The sequence below is a fragment of the Pseudoalteromonas sp. B131b genome (assembly GCF_037162545.1).
Lineage (GTDB): Bacteria > Pseudomonadota > Gammaproteobacteria > Enterobacterales > Alteromonadaceae > Pseudoalteromonas > Pseudoalteromonas fuliginea.
This window is the reverse complement of the sequence record NZ_JARLUZ010000001.1, coordinates 3,281,080-3,295,983: the sequence shown is the minus strand read 5'-3', so window position 1 is coordinate 3,295,983 and position 14,904 is coordinate 3,281,080. Positions and strand designations below refer to the sequence as shown.

The 14,904-nt window shown below is 40.1% G+C and carries 12 protein-coding genes and 3 pseudogenes; 14 read left to right on the top strand and 1 reads right to left on the bottom strand.

The genetic code is table 11. The features are described 5' to 3' along the window. Window positions 1–38 precede the first annotated feature (38 nt). The 11 genes and pseudogenes from fabD to P4S65_RS15110 all read left to right on the top strand — a co-directional run bounded on the left by fabD (window position 39) and on the right by P4S65_RS15110 (window position 10,068). The gene (gene fabD, locus P4S65_RS15160; RefSeq protein ID WP_337120518.1) at window positions 39–965 is read left to right on the top strand and encodes an ACP S-malonyltransferase; all 927 of its coding nucleotides are present in this window, start codon (window positions 39–41) and stop codon (window positions 963–965) included. 11 nt (window positions 966–976) lie between these two features. Continuing rightward, a complete protein-coding gene (gene fabG / locus P4S65_RS15155; RefSeq protein ID WP_007375266.1) occupies window positions 977–1,723 on the top strand; it encodes a 3-oxoacyl-ACP reductase FabG in 747 nt (248 codons plus the stop codon). A 250-nt stretch (window positions 1,724–1,973) separates the two neighbouring features. After that, the gene (gene acpP / locus P4S65_RS15150) at window positions 1,974–2,210 is read left to right on the top strand and encodes an acyl carrier protein (RefSeq protein WP_002962377.1); all 237 of its coding nucleotides are present in this window, start codon (window positions 1,974–1,976) and stop codon (window positions 2,208–2,210) included. Window positions 2,211–2,426: 216 nt separating this feature from the next. Beyond that, window positions 2,427–3,665, top strand: coding sequence for a beta-ketoacyl-ACP synthase II (gene fabF, locus P4S65_RS15145; RefSeq protein WP_008135390.1), 1,239 nt, complete (start codon window positions 2,427–2,429; stop codon window positions 3,663–3,665). 59 nt (window positions 3,666–3,724) lie between these two features. After that, window positions 3,725–4,540 (top strand): aminodeoxychorismate lyase, encoded by an 816-nt coding sequence (gene pabC, locus P4S65_RS15140; protein ID WP_096793326.1) that lies wholly within the window; start codon window positions 3,725–3,727, stop codon window positions 4,538–4,540. Beyond that, a pseudogene (gene mltG, locus P4S65_RS15135) lies at window positions 4,534–5,519 on the top strand (endolytic transglycosylase MltG). Before pabC ends, mltG begins: the two are co-directional and overlap by 7 nt. Before the next feature lie 6 nt (window positions 5,520–5,525). Then, window positions 5,526–6,152, top strand: a complete 627-nt coding sequence (gene tmk / locus P4S65_RS15130) for a dTMP kinase (RefSeq protein ID WP_008135397.1) — start codon at window positions 5,526–5,528, stop codon at window positions 6,150–6,152. Window position 6,153: 1 nt separating this feature from the next. Next, on the top strand, window positions 6,154–7,068 hold the full coding sequence (locus P4S65_RS15125) for a DNA polymerase III subunit (protein ID WP_007375261.1): 915 nt from the start codon (window positions 6,154–6,156) through the stop codon (window positions 7,066–7,068). Window positions 7,069–7,080: 12 nt separating this feature from the next. Continuing rightward, complete coding sequence (locus P4S65_RS15120; RefSeq protein ID WP_337120517.1) at window positions 7,081–7,407, top strand: PilZ domain-containing protein; 327 nt, start codon at window positions 7,081–7,083, stop codon at window positions 7,405–7,407. An 18-nt stretch (window positions 7,408–7,425) separates the two neighbouring features. Then, window positions 7,426–8,204: pseudogene (locus P4S65_RS15115) on the top strand (TatD family hydrolase). Between the two features lie 4 nt (window positions 8,205–8,208). After that, window positions 8,209–10,068 carry an alkaline phosphatase D family protein gene (locus P4S65_RS15110; protein ID WP_337120516.1) on the top strand — a complete coding sequence of 620 codons (1,860 nt, stop codon included), beginning with the start codon at window positions 8,209–8,211 and terminating at the stop codon, window positions 10,066–10,068. Between the two features lie 220 nt (window positions 10,069–10,288). Here P4S65_RS15110 and rsmF read toward each other — a convergent pair. After that, window positions 10,289–11,739 (bottom strand): annotated as a pseudogene (gene rsmF, locus P4S65_RS15105) (16S rRNA (cytosine(1407)-C(5))-methyltransferase RsmF). A 265-nt stretch (window positions 11,740–12,004) separates the two neighbouring features. Between rsmF and P4S65_RS15100 the strand changes: the two are divergent. The 3 genes from P4S65_RS15100 to prpC all read left to right on the top strand — a co-directional run bounded on the left by P4S65_RS15100 (window position 12,005) and on the right by prpC (window position 14,847). Next, on the top strand, window positions 12,005–12,697 hold the full coding sequence (locus P4S65_RS15100; protein ID WP_337120515.1) for a GntR family transcriptional regulator: 693 nt from the start codon (window positions 12,005–12,007) through the stop codon (window positions 12,695–12,697). A gap of 97 nt (window positions 12,698–12,794) precedes the next feature. Further along, complete coding sequence (prpB, locus tag P4S65_RS15095) at window positions 12,795–13,673, top strand: methylisocitrate lyase (protein WP_002962361.1); 879 nt, start codon at window positions 12,795–12,797, stop codon at window positions 13,671–13,673. 49 nt (window positions 13,674–13,722) lie between these two features. Continuing rightward, the gene (gene prpC / locus P4S65_RS15090) at window positions 13,723–14,847 is read left to right on the top strand and encodes a bifunctional 2-methylcitrate synthase/citrate synthase (protein WP_008171559.1); all 1,125 of its coding nucleotides are present in this window, start codon (window positions 13,723–13,725) and stop codon (window positions 14,845–14,847) included. Window positions 14,848–14,904 lie beyond the last annotated feature (57 nt).

The window sequence follows — 14,904 nt, the reverse complement described above, 5'->3', positions numbered from 1 at the left end:
CTTTCATTATTTATTTGTTTAATTAAAAAGAGCAAAGTATGGCACAAAAAATTGCACTTCTATTCCCTGGTCAAGGCTCGCAAAGCGTTGGTATGTTACAAGGGCTACTAGAGAGTTCTGACATTGTTAAAGCAACATTTGCAGAAGCATCAGATGCATTGGGTTACGACTTAGCAGAGCTAGTTCTTAATGGCCCAGAAGAAAAATTAAATCAAACTCATCGTACACAACCTGCATTATTAACTGCAAGTGTTGCTATTTATCGTGATTGGCTTGCAGCAAACCCAGATGCCGACGTTGTTATGGCCGGTCACAGCTTAGGTGAATATTCAGCACTAGTGTGTAGCGACGTACTAAGCTTGAGTGAAGCTGTTAAGCTTGTTGAAAACCGTGGTTTATATATGCAAGAAGCTGTGCCTGCAGGCGTAGGTTCAATGGCTGCGATTATTGGCTTAGGCGATGAAGAAATAAAAGTGGCGTGTTCTGCCTCAGCGCAAGGTGAGGTTGTATCTCCAGTTAACTACAATTCTCCTGGTCAAGTTGTTATTGCAGGGCATAAAGCGGCAGTAGATAGAGCATCACAAGCATGTAAAGATGCTGGTGCTAAACGCGCATTACCACTTTCGGTTAGCGTACCTTCACATTGTGAACTAATGAAGCCAGCAGCGGATAAGCTAGCGGTAGACTTAGCCGCTTTAACATTTAATACACCTAAGTGTGATGTAATTAATAATGTTGATGTAAAAGCTGAATCGACCGCTGATGCAATTAAAGATGCACTAGTACGTCAACTATACAGCCCAGTTCGCTGGACAGAAACAGTACAAGCCTTGGTTGCGCAAGATGTAACACAAAGCTACGAATTTGGTCCTGGTAAAGTATTAACAGGACTTGCTAAACGAATTGATAGAGCAATGATCTGTGGCTCAGTAAGCGATGCCGCTTCAATCGCTGCAGCTAAATAAGAGTATATAAAATGTCTAATTTATTTTCATTAGAGGGCAAAATTGTCCTAATTACTGGCGCTAGCCGTGGTATTGGTAAAGCAATTGCAACAACATTAGTTGCGCAAGGTGCAAAAGTTGCAGGCACTGCTACAAGCGAGTCAGGCGCTGCTAAAATCAGTGAGTACCTGGGTGATAGTGGTAAAGGTTATGCATTAAATGTAACGGATCCTGCATCTATTGAAGCGACACTTGCCGCAATAAAAGCTGATTTTGGCGATATTGACGTACTTGTTAATAACGCAGGTATCACACGTGACAACCTATTAATGCGTATGAAAGAGACTGAGTGGGACGATATAATCGACACTAACTTAAGCTCGATTTTTCGTTTATCTAAAGCGGTACTTCGTCCAATGATGAAGAAAAAGAAAGGCCGTATTATCAATATTGGCTCAGTAGTGGGCACTATGGGTAATGCAGGACAAGCTAATTATGCAGCGGCTAAAGCAGGCGTAATTGGTTTTTCTAAGTCACTGGCGCGCGAAGTTGCATCTCGTGGTATTACAGTTAACGTAGTGGCACCTGGTTTTATTCAAACTGATATGACTGATGATTTAACTGATGAGCAAAAAGCAGCAACGCTTGCCAATGTTCCAGCAGGGCGTTTAGGTCAACCAGACGAAATTGCTGCTGCAGTGTGTTATTTAGCATCTGACGCAGCTGCGTATGTATCAGGCGAAACTTTGCATGTAAATGGTGCGATGTACATGGTTTAGTAGTCATAATATCGGCTAAATAATAAAATTAAGTTAAGTTAGTTAACTCAAAAACATTGAATTATTTGTGAACTTGCTTTAAACATACTTGAAATTGCTGTGAAAATAAGCGATAAAAGATAAAACTTACACTCAGAGGTTTGACCAGACAATTATTTATGGCCAAATCATTGAATCAGAGAATTATGCGGCGTAAACTACGCCGCAATCTGAAAATAACGCATTGGCGTTTTTAATAAAGGAAAGAAGAATGAGCGATATCCAAGAACGCGTAAAGAAAATCATCATTGAACAACTAGGTGTTAAAGAAGAAGAAGTTAAAAATGAATCTTCTTTCGTAGATGACTTAGGTGCAGATTCTCTTGATACTGTAGAACTAGTAATGGCTCTTGAAGAAGAGTTTGATACTGAGATCCCAGATGAAGAAGCTGAAAAGATCACTACAGTTCAAACTGCAATCGATTACGTTACAGCTCACGCTGAGTAATTAATCGCAAATTAAGGGCAGCATTCGCTGCCCTTAATCTATATATCCAAACCACCTCAAAGTTCGTGATTCAAAAACAAACCTTAACTCCCAATCTTAACTAAAAATTATTTTTGCTAGTGTTATGCGTTTTTAATCTATTTTGGGACTAGCACTTTGAGGTAGCTTGGGTATGATCATCCACCTTATAAAAATATCCCTTATTGGAGGCAAACCGTGGCTAAACGTCGAGTCGTCGTAACTGGCTTAGGAATGTTGACGCCGCTAGGTAATGATGTTCAATCAACCTGGCAAGGCTTATTAGATGGTAAAAGTGGTATTCAAACAATAACCCACTTTGATACATCAAAATTTGGTACAAAGTTCGCTGGTTTAATTAATGACTTTGATGCATCGGCTTATATGTCACCAAAAGATGCAAAAAAAATGGATTTATTTATCCAGTACGGCATTGCAGCGGGTGTTCAAGCTTTTGAAGATTCTGGCCTCGAGATAACAGAGCAAAATGCAACACGCATAGGTGTGGCTGTAGGTTCAGGTATTGGTGGTTTAACGCTTATCGAAGAAAACCACATTAAACTATTAAATAGTGGTCCGCGTAAGTTATCGCCATTTTATGTGCCATCTACCATTATTAATATGATTTCAGGTCATTTATCAATAATGCATGGGCTTCGTGGCCCAAATATTTCTATTGTAACGGCTTGTACAACAGGTTTGCACAACATAGGCCATGCTGCGCGTATGATTGCTTATGGCGATGCTGATGCAATGGTTGCCGGTGGCGCCGAAAAAGCCTGTACACCAATTGGTATGGGTGGCTTTAATGCTGCACGTGCACTATCAACCCGCAATGACGATCCACAAGCGGCTTCTCGCCCTTGGGATAAAGACCGCGATGGTTTTGTGCTTTCTGACGGTGCTGGTGTTGTCGTAGTTGAAGAGTACGAACATGCTAAAGCACGTGGTGCTAAAATTTATGCTGAGCTTGTAGGCTTTGGCATGAGTGGCGACGCGTACCATATGACATCACCACCAGAAGACGGTGCAGGCGCTGCCCTTGCAATGCAAAATGCATTAAACGATGCGCAAGTAAATGCAGAGCAAGTGGGCTACATTAATGCACACGGCACATCAACGCATGCTGGCGATAAAGCCGAAACTGCCGCTGTTAAATCTATTTTTGGTAATGCAGCTAAAGATGTAATGGTTGGTTCGACTAAATCAATGATGGGTCACTTATTAGGTGCTGCGGGTTCTGTTGAATCAATCGTTTCGATTTTATCGTTAACGGATCAAAAAGTATCGCCAACTATTAACCTTGATAACCCAGACGAAGGGTGTGACTTAGATTATATTGCGCACACTGCACGTGATGCAAAGCTAGACTTTGCACTGTGTAACTCGTTCGGTTTTGGTGGTACTAATGGCTCGTTGCTGTTTAAAAAGGTATAATCTTTTTTAACAACGAACCAAATTATAAGAGCTCAGTTGTTTAACTGGGCTTTTTTTATATGCCAAATAAAATGCAAACAATAATAGCAGTAGATCAAAACAGCACTTTAAGCACGCGTGACAGAGGCTTAAATTACGGTGACGGCTTTTTTACAACGGCTAAAGTTGTTGATGGGCAAGTACAGTATTGGGCTCACCATAAAGCGCGTTTGATTGAATGTGCACAGCGTTTGGGTTTTCCTGAGCTAGATTTTAATAGCCTTGAAAATCAAATTGCTTTGCATATAAAAGCAGCATCACTCAACGTGCTTAAAATACTTGTAACGCGAGGCGAAGGCGGACGTGGTTATGGGCTGCCAAGTGAGTGTAATGTTACTATTTTATTGAGTGTATTAGATTACCCTAGTAATTACAGTGCGCTGACTAAAAAGGGTGTAAATCTCGAAATAAGCCCGATTAAATTAGCTGCACAACCTCATTTAGCGGGTCTTAAAACATTAAACCGGCTTGAGCAAGTACTAGTTAAAAAAGCCATGCAAACGCAAAACTGCGACGATGTGTTAGTGCTTGATTACAATAACAATGTAATTGAAGCCTCAGCAGCTAATATTTTTGCGATTAAAAATAAGTGTGTGTTTACGCCACTGCTTGATGAGTGCGGAATAAAGGGCGTTTACCTACAATCGTTATGTGCTAAATTACCAGTTGAATTTAAACGCGTGAAAGTAGAAGACCTAATCCAAGCAGACGCCGTATTTGTGTGTAATAGCTTAATGGGAGCAGTACCAGTAAAACGTATTGAACAACAGGTATTTAATACAGACGACAGCCACGCATTATTAACTAAATTATTAGCCAAGGAGGCTGAGTGTTAAAAGTTATTTTATCGGTACTCTTTTTAGCTGTTATAACCACTGCTGTTGGTTACCAGCAATTACAAGCAACAATAAATAGCCCGTTAAAGGTAGCTCAAAACACACAATTTGAAGTTAAGCATGGCACTGGCTTTAATAAGTTATGCCACCAATGGCAAGCTAAAAACTGGGTAGAAAGTTGCTGGCGCTATCAGGTAATTGCCAAATTAGATCCCACACTCACCGACTTAAAAGCGGGGCTTTACGAGCTAACAGCCGATAGTGTTATCAGTAATATAAAAAAATTAATCAAGGCCAGCAAGTCAGTTTTAGTTTTACCATTATTGAAGGGCAAAACTTACGTGAAGTACTAAGTGCTATTAAAAAAGCCGATAATTTACAAAACGATTTAAAAAGTGATGAACTAAGTACTCAAATACTGGGTAATGACACGCACTTAGAAGGCTGGTTATTCCCCGACACTTACCATTATCATAATAACGATACTGTAAGCGGTGTATTAAAACGTGCAGCACAGAAAATGCAGCAAACATTAGATGATGCTTGGCAGCAGCGCGCTGCTAATCTACCCTATAAAACAGCATACGAAGCACTAATAATGGCTTCAATTATTGAAAAAGAAACAGGCCTTGCTAGTGAACGTCCGTTAATTGCATCAGCGTTTGTTAATCGATTAAACACCAATATGCGCCTGCAAACCGATCCCACCGTAATATACGGGCTAGGCGCTGATTTTGATGGTGATATTAAACGTAAAGATTTGCGCGATTATACGCCTTACAATACGTATCGAATTAATGGTTTACCACCAACACCTATAGCAATGCCATCAAAAGCTGCTATTTTAGCTGCAGTTAATCCACCCCAAAGTGAGTATGTTTACTTTGTCGCAAAAGGCGATGGTAGCCACCAGTTTTCAACCACGTTAAAGCAGCATAATGCAGCAGTTAAAACGTACATACTAAATAAAAAGAACTAAATTTTTATGAAACCAAAATTTATAGTAATAGAAGGGCTAGAAGGCGCTGGTAAATCAACCGCTATTTCGTTATGCCAAGATTTTTTAAACAAAAAACAGATCGACTTTATAAATGTACGTGAACCAGGCGGAACACCACTAGCCGAATCACTGCGCACACTTGTAAAAGCAGAGCATGAAGAAGAAATTGCCTTTGAAACCGAATTGCTGATCATGTATGCGGCGCGTTCGCAGTTAATGCATAACGTCATTAATCCTGCGCTTGAGCAAGGTCAATGGATATTGGCTGATCGCCATGATTTATCATCTCAAGCATATCAAGGTGGCGGACGAGGTATTAGCTCAAATACACTAGCGTCGTTATCATCAATGGTATTAAAAGGATTGAAGCCCGATTTAACTATTTACCTTGATATTGACCCTGTTATTGGCCTTGAACGTGCAAAAGGGCGAGGCGAACTTGATAGAATAGAGCAAGAAGCTATTGAGTTTTTTCAGCGCACTCGCATGCGTTACCTTGAGCTTGCTAACGACGACAGCTCAATTAAAACAGTTGATGCAAACCAAGACATCGATAAAGTACACCGCGATATAACTAACGTACTACGTACATTTTTTGAAGGGCTAAAATAATATGGCACTGCCTTGGCTACACGATACACAGCAACGCTTAGCGCAGAGCTTTCGTGGCCAACGTTTTCATCATGCACAGTTGTTTTGTGGACCCATTGGCGTTGGTAAATTCGAGTTAAGCGATCAGTTAGCTAATGCCTTATTGTGCCAAAATATAGTACAGCAATCAGCAGCTGCTAATAGTATTTTAGCACCGTGTGGCCACTGTAAAAGTTGTTTACTCACACTTGCAGGCACGCACCCTGATAAACGTTTAACGCAGGTTGATGGGCAAAGTATTGGCGTAGACGATATACGCGGGATCAGTGATTTTATGAATCACTCTGCGGCGCAAAATGGTAACAAAGTAGTTGTTATTAAAAATTGTGAAAAAATGACAACCGCCGCAGCAAATGCATTATTAAAAACGCTAGAAGAGCCAAGTAATAGCCGATTTTTGATACTTACAACAAGCCAAGCTGCACAACTTCCGGCCACGATATTAAGCCGGTGTGCTAAAACAGATATAAAAGTAATAAACACACAACTTGCCCAGCAATGGCTTGAGTCATTGCAAATTAAAGGTTATAGCTGGTTGCCACTTTTTTATAGCCAACCATTACAAGTTAAGCATTGGCAAGAGCAAAGTCAGTTACAAAGTATTGATATGCTTTATAAGTTTGCAACTGAGTTTAAACAAAGTCATAATTTTAAAGTGTTAGTCGATATTATAAATAAACAGCCTGAGCTTGTTCGCATATTTACTTTGTTCTTAAGTGAGCAACTAAAGCAGCAGTTAATGCAAGGCATGAGCTTTGATGCATATCAGATTGCGCAACAGGCTCTGAGTGAATTTTTGCAAAATAACACAAAAATCCTTGGGCTTAATTTACCGCTTGCAGTATCGCGATTAGCGCACATATTACGTAATTCATAAAAAGGATTAAACATGCAAGAGCTATTAGTTGATATAGATGATCTAGAGGAATTATATCGTTGTTATATGCCTTATTTAAAAAAAGGTGGCTTATTTGTACCCACTAATATGCGTTACGAAGTAGGGCACTCATTGGCACTTAGAGTTACCTTGCCTGATGCACTAGAAGATGATGTAGTGACGGGTAAAGTGTCGTGGATCACCCCACAAGGTGCACAAAGCTCTAACCCACCAGGGATAGGTATTACTTTCTTAGATGATAAAACAAACCTTAATTCTAAGATCGAAAAGCTACTGGGGACTATGTTAAACTCCGGTAATCCGACTTACACTATGTAGTAAAAAACAGGCCCAATTTTGATTGTAGATTCGCATTGCCATTTAGACCGTCTTGATTTTGATAAACTTGATTTAAACCTTGACCAAGTGCTTGATAAAGCACGTGCTAAAAAGGTTGAGCATTTTTTATGTGTAAGTGTAACACTTGATCAGTTCCCGAGTATGCTTGATAAAATTCAGCATTACGACGATGTATCAGCTTCTTGTGGCGTACATCCACTTGATCAAAAAGACGCACTTAACAAGCAGCAGTTAATTGACCTAGCATCGCACAACAAAGTAGTCGCTATTGGCGAAACAGGCCTTGATTATTATTATTCAAAAGATACACATGCAGTACAGCAAGCCAGTTTTGTTGGGCATATTGAAGTAGCTAACGAATTACAAAAGCCGTTAATTATTCATACTCGCGATGCACGTGTCGACACCATAAACTTAATGCGTGAACATAAAGCGGAAAATTGCGGTGGCGTATTGCATTGTTTTACTGAAGACTGGGATATGGCCAAAAAAGCGATAGACATGGGCTTTTATATTTCGATTTCCGGCATTGTTACCTTTAAAAATGCTTTAGAACTAAAAGAAGTCGTAAAAAAATCCCACTCGATCGCTTATTAATAGAAACCGACTCGCCTTATTTAGCACCGGTACCGTATCGTGGGCAAACAAATCAGCCAGCATACGTAGAAGACGTTGCTTATTACATTAGCGAACTTAAAGGCATTAGCTTTAATGAACTGGCTAAAGCGACTACCGAGAACTTTTATTCTTTATTTAAATTAGCAGCTAAAGGCTAAATGCATGATTACTAACACGGCAAACCTTCCTATTTTACTAATGGGGCCAATGGTGCGCCGTGCAGAGCAAACTGGAGTCTGTATTCAGTTTGCTACCAGCAAGTCTGCAAACTGCCAAATAAACTTATTAAATGTTGAGTGTTATAGTGATCAACACACTGTTTCTTTAGGGGAACATTTGTATCTGCATTTCGTCATTATAAAGCCAATAGACAACAAACTCCCTCTAGATAGCTTATTAAACTATGAGCTTGTAATTGACGATACAGTAATCGATTTATCGCCTTGGTGCTATAGCGGTCAAACAACGCCTGCATTTGTAATTCCTAATAAATTAAATGATATTTTGCATGGCTCGTGCCGTAATGCACATCATCCAGCAAAAGATAGCTTAGTGTCTGCAAGTCACTGGCAAAATAATCAGCGCGGTAATAATAATCAAGGCGCACAATTGCTATTACTGAGCGGTGACCAGGTTTACGCCGATGACGTAGCAGGCCCCATGTTATTAGCTATTCATCAGTTAGTTAAGCAACTCGGTATTTATAAAGAGCAACCACTTGCCATTGAGTTACCGGACGATATAAAAGAGCAACTTTATAATCGTCATTTGTATTTACCAAAAACGCCTTGGCAAAAACGTTCAAAATTAGGTATAGGTTACTGGCTAAAAAAAGACGAACCTCACTTTTCAAGTGTAAAAGCCTACAATCACCTTATCCATTTTGAAGAATACATAGCGCTTTATTTATTAAATTTTAGTGCTGCTGCTTGGCAATGCGTTGATATACAAAATACAACGTATTCAGGTCAAAACAAGCAAAACAAAACTATTTTTGACGCTGAAAAAACAGCACTGATTGATTATGCAAAAGGCTTAAGTGAAGTAGAGCGGTTGTTTGCCAATGTATCGACATTAATGATGTTTGACGATCACGATGTAACCGATGATTGGAACCTCACCGCTGGGTGGGAGCAAGCTATAAATGAAAATCCAAGTAGTAAACGAATCATTAATAACGGCTTAATTAGTTATTGGCTTTTCCAAGGAATGGGGAACGACGCACTAAATAAAACAGGCGAGTTACTAACACCTTTTAAGCAAAGCCGTACTGCTAATAATTTATGGCAGTTTAAAGCATTTGATAAACCACTAAACGATTTTAGTTTTTGGCATTACGAGTTAACTACAACCCCAAAAGTAGTGGTGCTAGATACACGTACGCACCGTTGGCGAAATGAGCAAAATTTTAACGAGCCTTCAGGTCTACTTGATTGGGAACGCCTAACAGAGCTTGAAGAAAGCCTATTAAGCCACGATCAGGTTATTATTGTATCACCAGCCCCCGTATTTGGTGTTAAATCAATAGAAGCTATTCAAGCCATGTTTAATATTTGCGGGCAACCGCTTATGGTTGATGTAGAGAACTGGATGGCACACGAAGGATCGGCTAAAAAACTACTCGATACGTTTAGGCGAACTGATACACCAAACGAAACGCTTATTTTATCGGGAGACGTGCACTATTCATTTTGTTTTTCAGTGCAAAAACGTTTTGGTAATCACCCAAACCGAATTTGGCAACTTACCGCCAGTGGTATTAAAAACGAATTTCCACGTAAATTAATAAACGTACTCGATAAACTAGATTCAATTTTATATGGACCAAAAAGCCCACTTAACTTTTTTACTAAACGTTGGCATATGGAAGTAGATAAACACCAAACTAAGGGCGAAGGGCAAAAGTATTTAGTAAGTGACTCTGCGATTAGTTTAATAACACTCGAACAAGGCAATTTAGCGCGCTATCAATTGATTCATGGCTCTGGGGAATTAACCGAATTTGATTTAGTTGGAAATTAAAAAATGCCCAGAGTAATTAGGAAAACTCTGGGCTTTAGAATGACTCTCTGTTGAGTCTTGCGTTAACTAAAAAAACTTTCTAGATTCTTAGGGAGAAGAAGAAAGTACTTAAAAGTGTAGTTAAGTAATGATAAAAGGCATAACTAAATTTTGCATTTAGTTATATTTAATAACAAATGCTTAGATTTTTTATGCGCAGTTTAAAATGGTTATCCATTTTTTATACCCAGCTTATTAACTGCGTATTTTGCACGAGATCTCGCGGCAGTGAGTTTTTAATCTTATTTTTTTGCCATTTTCCCAGCCCAATAGGGCACCCACACAGAGTTAATACCACCTCACCTATTGTCTGAGTTGCTTCAGTTAAGCGTATATCTTTACCTTGAAAATAATCATTTGCTTGCTCGTTATTTAAAGCAAATACATTAGTTTTACACTCATTGCCAAATACGGTTGCAAACTCGTGCGTTAGCCTTACGCCATTTTTATGAATAATGCCAATTTGAATACCTAAGCGTGCGTACTTAATTTTATTTTGCAGGGCTTCAAACCCTTGTGGAAATAACCACAGCTCTTTGTCGCGCTGCATTAAGTTGCCAGGAAGATTAGTTAATTCAAAGTGCTTTTTAAGCGACTGCATAAACGCGGCACTTTGCTTTTTATCAAACTCGTTAAACGGAAACGCGCCTTTTTTAACAGTTTGATTTGGGTTATCGCAACTTGCGTGCTTTTTAAATTTAGCAATAAAAAAGCCTTCGCTATCGAAGGTTTGCGGCCATACATGTAAATAGCCCTCATTAGTTGTGGCTTCGCTTGCACCTTCAAATAAATCACTTAGGGATTGTGGCTCTATATAGTCGCCAAATTCACTGAGTAAATAATCGCATACTTGCTGGTTTTCGAGCGGAGTAAGTGTACAGGTTGAATACACTAACGTGCCACCTGGCTTTAATGCGTAAAATGCGCTTTTAATTAAGTCTTTTTGTACTTGGGCTATTTGTATGTTTGATTCTATTGACCAATTTTTTAGTGCGTCGGCGTCTTTACGCACAGTACCTTCGCCAGAGCATGGCGCGTCTAGCAATATGCTATCAAAGCATTCAAACATGTAGTTGCCAAATATAACGCCATCAAAGTGCGAGAGCGCACAGTTACCAACCCCCATGCGTTTTAAGGTGGCGCTAAGTACCTTTAAACGAGATGACGAAAGCTCATTTGCAACAAGCACGCCTTGGTTATCCATAAGTGCTGCAAGTTGTGATGTTTTAGAACCCGGTGCTGATGCCATATCAAGCACGGTGTTATTTTGCGAGTTAGCGAGTTTAATACTTTGTTTTAAGGCAATAGGCGGCAGCATTGAACTTGCTTCTTGTACGTACATCGCACCGCTTAGATGTAAGTCAGTATTACCAAGAGCGAGGTTTTGCTCTTCATCGCTTGGGCGTTCTAACCAAAAGCCTTCACTGCACCAAGGGATGGGGGTTAGCAGCCAATTTTTTCAGTTGCACGTTCTACAAATTCTTCAATGCTAATTTTTAATGTATTAACGCGGATAGATTTTCTGAGCGGTCGACGACACGCATTTAAAAAGTCATCTAAGTTTAGATGCGCTGGTAAATAGGTTTTTACGTCATCAATAAAGTGCTCAGGAATAAAAGTGTTGGCGTTCACGCGTTAGCTCATACTATAAAAATAAAGCGCGATAATAGCATTTATATAACGCATTTTCAGCGCTTAAAAACGTAACATCCAATTTATTACTGTGTCGACACTTTGTTGTTTTACTCTATTTTAAAGGTGGTTTTATACGACTTTAGATTAATAGTGTCGACAATGAGTGCGTTTTTTAGTCTTTTTGTTGTGCTCAAGGGTTGACATGGTTTTTTAATAAGCCCATAGTAACGGCATTAATTGTCGACAATCTAAAAAATAACTTATGACACACACATTTTTAAACGAAGCGCCTATTACTACCGCATCAGATCAGGTATTTGTAGATATGCGCCGTGAGATTGTTGAAGGCAGTATAGTTCAAGGCAGTAAAATATCAGAGCCTGAACTTGCAAAGCGTTATAGTGTAAGCCGTGCAACGCTTAGAGAAGCGTTAAATCGCTTAGAGAGTTGCTACCTTGTTGAGCGTAAAGCTAACGTAGGTTGCCGAGTAGTTGCCCTTACCGCTGAGCGTTTGATTGAAGTTTATCAAGTTCGCAGCTCACTTGAAGGCTTGGCATGTAGGCTGGCTGCCGACAATATGGAACCCGAAGAGATAAAAGGCTTAAAGCAATTACTTAATCAGCACTTGCAAACACAACGTGTTAAAGAGGGCGAGTCTTACTATCAAGAAGCCGGCGATTTAGATTTTCATTACCGTATTATTCAAGGCAGTAAAAACGCGCATTTAATTCATTTACTGTGTAATGAGCTCTATCAATTAATACGCATGTACCGTGTACAAATGGGCATGGTGGGGCCGCGTGTATCAAAAGCGTTTGATGAGCATTTAGCTATTATTAACGCGATTGAAAACCACGACGGCGAACTGGCCGAAATGCTTATGAAGCGCCACATAAGCGCATCGCAAGCAAATATTCAAACCAAATTCGACTTATTAGCTAAGCAAAAAGCATAAGCTGCTAAAAGCTAGCAAGAGCAGTTAAACAGTCATAATTACAGATTAAAACTATAAGTTACTCCACGTAGCAACCGTTCAAAGTGAGGAGAAAGTAATGTCAGCAGGATTAAAATTTAAACACGCTATTGCCAATAACCGCCCGTTACAAGTGGTAGGTACTATTAACGCCTACACAGCGATGATGGCTGAAAAAATGGGTCACCAAGCTATTTACCTCTCAGGTGCCGGTGTTGCAAACGCCTCGTTTGGTATGCCTGACTTAGGTATGACGAGCCTTGATAACGTGCTTGAAGATATTCGCCGTATTACAGGTGCGAGCGATTTACCACTACTTGTTGATGCCGATACCGGTTGGGGTGGGGCGTTTAACATTGCACGCACAGTAAAAGAAATGACTAAAGCCGGTGCGGCGGGTTTTCATATTGAAGACCAAGTAGCGCAAAAGCGTTGCGGGCATCGTCCTAATAAAGAAATTGTAAGCCAAGGTGAAATGGTTGACCGCATTAAAGCGGCGGTTGATGCAAAAACCGATAGCGATTTTTACATTATGGCCCGTACCGATGCATTTCAAAAAGAAGGTTTAAATGCCGCTATTGACCGTGCAGCTGCCTGTGTTGAAGCCGGTGCTGACGCTATTTTTGCAGAAGCCGTACACGACCTTGCTGATTACCAAGCATTTGCAAAAGCGATCAACGTTCCAATTTTGGCAAACATTACTGAGTTTGGCCAAACACCTATTTACACAAAAGAGCAGTTAAGCGATGTAGGTGTTGAAATGGTGCTTTACCCACTTAGTGCATTTAGAGCCATGAACAAAGCAGCATTAAACGTGTATTCAGCAATTTTAAATGAAGGCTCGCAACAAAGCCAAATTGAAAATATGCAAACGCGCTCTGAACTTTACGACTTTTTAGATTACCACACGTACGAGAACACACTCGACACACTTTTTTCATCAAAATCTGACAAATAATAATTATTAAAAAATAAAATCACACACAAATTTAAGATAGGAGAAGAACATGGTAGATAAAGCATTAGGCGGCGCGGGTTTACGCGGACAAGTGGCTGGTCAAACAGCATTGTGTACTGTTGGACAAAGTGGTTCTGGTTTAACGTATTGTGGTTACGATATTAGCGAACTTGCCGAAAAAGCGCAGTTTGAAGAAGTGTCTTTTTTACTTTCACGCGGTGAGTTACCTACAACTAGCGAATTGGCAGAATATAAAGCAAAACTAAAAAGTTTACGCGGCTTACCAGATGCACTTAAAACCGTGCTTGAAAATATTCCTAAAGACGCGCACCCAATGGATGTAATGCGTACCGGTTGCTCAATGTTGGGTAACCTTGAAATGGAGCTTGATTTTAGCCAAGCCAATGATGCAATTGATCGTATGGTTGCTGTGTTCCCAAGTATTATTTGTTACTGGTACCGCTTTACACACGATGGTGTACGCATTGAAACACAAACAGATGACGACTCTGTTGGCGCACACTTTTTAACACTGTTACACGACAAAGCACCCAGCGAGTTATTTGCGCAAGTGATGAACGTATCACTAATTTTATACGCAGAGCATGAGTTTAACGCCTCTACCTTTACGGGGCGTGTGTGTGCATCAACGCTTTCTGATATTCACTCTTGCGTAACTGGCGCGATTGGTACGCTGCGTGGTCCACTTCATGGTGGTGCTAACGAAGCGGCTATGGATATGATTCAAGGCTTTACAAGTGCTGAGCATGCTGAACAAGAAGTCATGGGCATGCTTGAACGTAAAGACAAAATAATGGGCTTTGGTCATGCTATTTATCGCGAATCTGATCCACGCAATGTAATTATTAAAAAATGGTCTGAAAAACTAGCAGCAGAGGTAGGCGATACCGTGCTTTACCCTGTGTCTGTTCGTTGTGAAGAGATTATGTGGCGCGAGAAGAAGCTGTTTTGTAATGCTGATTTTTTCCATGCGTCTGCTTATCATTTTATGGATATTCCAACTAAATTATTTACGCCAATATTTGTAATGAGCCGTGTTACTGGTTGGACTGCGCATGTAAAAGAGCAACGCGCTAACAACCGTATTATCCGCCCAAGTGCCGATTACACAGGCCCTGATGCTCGTAGTTACACACCAATAGAGTCACGTTAAAAAATGGGTGAGCACGCATGTGCTCACTTTTTATTGCACATAGCCACTAGCGAGCAG